At 57.5% G+C, this 3219-nt stretch carries 1 protein-coding gene and 4 pseudogenes; 3 read left to right on the top strand and 2 right to left on the bottom strand.

The annotated features are described in order from the left end of the window. Nucleotides 1–215 (bottom strand): annotated as a pseudogene (locus QN413_RS26840) (IS5/IS1182 family transposase); the annotation flags it as partial. A 282-nt stretch (nucleotides 216–497) separates the two neighbouring features. Between QN413_RS26840 and QN413_RS26835 the strand changes: the two are divergent. Next, a complete protein-coding gene (locus QN413_RS26835; RefSeq protein ID WP_323499610.1) occupies nucleotides 498–1331 on the top strand; it encodes a PRC-barrel domain-containing protein in 834 nt (277 codons plus the stop codon). Nucleotides 1332–1677: 346 nt separating this feature from the next. Continuing rightward, nucleotides 1678–1987: pseudogene (locus QN413_RS26830) on the top strand (Crp/Fnr family transcriptional regulator); the annotation flags it as partial. A gap of 54 nt (nucleotides 1988–2041) precedes the next feature. Here the strand turns inward: QN413_RS26830 and QN413_RS26825 are convergent. Beyond that, nucleotides 2042–2225 (bottom strand): annotated as a pseudogene (locus QN413_RS26825) (IS3 family transposase); the annotation flags it as partial. Here QN413_RS26825 and QN413_RS26820 point away from each other — a divergent pair. Next, nucleotides 2221–3099: pseudogene (locus QN413_RS26820) on the top strand (IS30 family transposase); the annotation flags it as partial. The pseudogenes QN413_RS26825 and QN413_RS26820 overlap by 5 nt on opposite strands. Nucleotides 3100–3219: the final 120 nt, after the last annotated feature.

The raw sequence follows: 3219 nt of genomic DNA, 5'->3' as shown, positions 1-3219 counted from the left end.
TGACGAATTCCGCCCACCGTCTTGGCCCAGCCAAAGCCCTGCTCGATGAGCTTGCGCTTGCGCTGCGACAGCGCATAACCCTCGCTCGCAGCGATAGCATCGGGCATTGCTGAGCGCCGCCCGAAAGTGTTCTGTGCCACGTGGGGGATCACGCCCATGTCCCGGCACACCTGGATAAATTCCTGAGCGTCGTAGCCCTTGTCCGCTTTGAGCGACTCCGTTGCGGACTTGAAAATTAGCTCATCTGTTCGGCGGCGAGGGCTTTGCTGTGACAGTCGGCATACCTTCCTCGTCGATGGAGTGCTGCTCCTTGCCTGGGCCGAAGGCCTTGGCGCGCTCCGCCAACCGCGGAGTAAAACTCGGCGACTTCGCGCAAATTTAATTGACTCCATCGGCGCCGTTCGGTGCGGCGCCGAACAGACTCTATTTGCAACGCGGATGCAAAGTTGGAGAGTGTGTTTCAAACTCATGCGCCAAAAAGGCGTCAGGAAAACCCAATGATGAGATTTTTCGTGATTTGCGGCCGCGCCGCCTTGTCCCTGAGCGTGCTTTCATGTGCGGCGCTGATCGCGCCAACCGCCTCCGCACAGACGGTCAAAGTGCGACCAGCTCAACAGTGCTTGAGCGACCTTCGCGCTTTCGACAGCACCCTGCAAAAAGACGGCTATTGGCTGCACGGCTCGGGATACGGCTATGGTTATCCGGCGTACAGTTACGGGCCGGGCACATTGGCGCCTATCACCGATACCCCGTCGAACCGTCGCTACCTAAATGCACGTCCTGGTTACGAAGTCCGCATGCTTATCGCGTCGGCTAACATCCTTGCACAGCGCGGGCAACAGGCTGCGTGCGAGACCGTCTTGACAGCGAGCAAGAGCCTTTACGCAAGTTATGCCTCCAACATGCGCGAAGGCAAATTTCCGAGGGCCGACAACGACAGCTGGCGGCGTGCACAGATTGCTTCTGCGCAGCCGGTAACCGACAACCTCGGTGCCTACCGCTCGGATCAGCTAGTCGGAACCGAGCTGGTCAATCCGAAGGGGGAAAACTTGGGAAGCATCAGCGATATCGTGTTGGACCCGCAGACCGGAAAGGTCGCGTATCTGGTGATAGGGCGCGGTGGATTGTTCGGATTCGATCAAAAGTACACCCCAGTTCCTTGGACGGACTTCAAGGCCACTACGGGCACGAGTTTGTTGGTACTCAACGCCACCAAGGCGGAAATTGAAGACGCGCCGAAGATTCAAAACGATTCTTTTTCTTCGGACGGGGATTTTGCCGGTCAAAGTGGCAAAGTCGACGACTATTGGTTAGCGCACGTGCCAAAGTAATAATTTACCAACATGGAATCCACCGCATAAACAATCGATTGAATCCACCAAGTCGTCCTTGCCTGCTTCCTCTTTCCGACGCTTTGCTATACAGGTCGACCTGACGGACGAAGAGTCGCGCATCAGGCATCGTCTCGATCGTTGTCGTGGTCCCCATCGCCGTGCTGCTGCTGGCGATCTTTCGCAAGCGTCATCGCAGCGACGGTGCACTGGGGCGGGCCGATGAGCAAGTCATGGCACCGTCCCACAAGAATGCCGGACTGAGCTGGATTGTCGTAAGGACCAACGTCTGCACGCACTGTTCCTTTTCGGCTGTGCGGTTTGGAGCCTCGTGACGTTGCGCGGCTCCTCAACCAACCGCGCAGTGGTGCAAAGCGCCGGCAAAGGTTTTCGACCCAATGCAGGAGCGCTTCAGGAGGAATTCGAACGAATGGGTCCCGTGCTGCACCTGCTGCTGCGCTTCACGCAGGCTAATTTCCCAAATGTTCAGACGGCCGTCTGCAACCGGCACCATTCGCTGGACCAGCAGTTGTGTCGCTGGCTTTTGCTTAGCCTGGACCGACTACAGGGTGACGATCTGGAAATGACCCAAGAGCTCATCTCCAACATGCTGGGGGGTGCGACGAGAGGGTGTGACCACGGCGGCTATGAGTGTCGGCGCCGGTTGAACTCAGACCCACCGGGGGTTCGGATAAAAACTTGTACTGTGTTTATGCCGTAAGACCAAGACTCTCTCTGTATTTGATAGGGCCGAGCGACCCAGAAGAGCTTGATCCGCTTCTCGTTGTACCCGTGGATGTACGAATTTACTTCTTTGATGAGTTGCTCGACCGTAGTGAATTTCCAGTCTCGAGGGTAGAACAGTTCCGTCTTGAGGCGGCCGAAGAAGCCTTCGACCATCTCGCGCGAGTTGCGGCGCAATGCAGCAACCCGGGGCGGGAAGCTGCAGTACCGAGCCACGGTGGCGCAGTGGAAGGCCGAACGTGCGGCGCAACGGCCCAAGGTGGCCAAGCTTGCGCTCAACGACAGGCTCAGAGTCTATGTTCAAGAGCGTCTTGCCGGAACCGTGTTGGATGTGCGTGGCAAGCGACTGCCGGGCCCGCAAGTACCTTGGAACGGACGTCGCCATGGCCGGCGTGCAGATCGCCGTTGGGGCAGCAGCTGGAGCCCGGAGCAAATCAGCCGACGACTGAAGCTTGTATTCCCCGATGATGCATCCATGCGGGTCTCCCATGAAGCCGTCTATCAAGCACTCTACATACAAGGTCGGGGCGCACTCAAACGTGAGCTGACGGCCTGCCTGCATACGGGCCGCGCATTGCGAGTTCCGCAAGCCCGAACACGCCAGCGCAGTAGACACTTCATCACGCCGGAGTTGATGATCAGCGAACGTCCGGCAGAAATCGCGGACCGGGCCATCCCTGGTCATTGGGAAGGAGATCTGATCATCGGGTTGAGTTCCTCAGCAATCGGAACTTTGGTGGAACGCGCGACACGATTCACAATGCTGTTGCACCTTCCTCCTATGCCTGGTCACGGTGCTGCAGCCAATGTGAAGAACGGACCAGCCTTGGCCGGACATGGTGCACAAGCGGTGCGTGACGCAATTGCTCTGAAGATATCGACACTGCCCGATCATCTGGCCAAGTCGTTGACCTGGGATCAGGGAGCAGAGATGGCTCAGCATGCCCAATTGCGATTTGAGACGGGACTGGAAATCTACTTCTGCGATCCGAGAAGCCCATGGCAATGCGGAACCAATGAATCGCCCCGGTTTTGAACTGACCCCCAGAAGTTGGACGAACTTCAAGGGGTCTTATGGAGAAGTACAAAACGGATTTCAAGCTCCAGGTCGTCAATAGCTTTTTGGGCGGTGAAGGCGGCGCAA

This window comes from Variovorax sp. LG9.2, assembly GCF_035018885.1.
GTDB lineage: Bacteria > Pseudomonadota > Gammaproteobacteria > Burkholderiales > Burkholderiaceae_C > Variovorax.
This window is presented reverse-complemented; position numbering and strand designations above follow the sequence as displayed.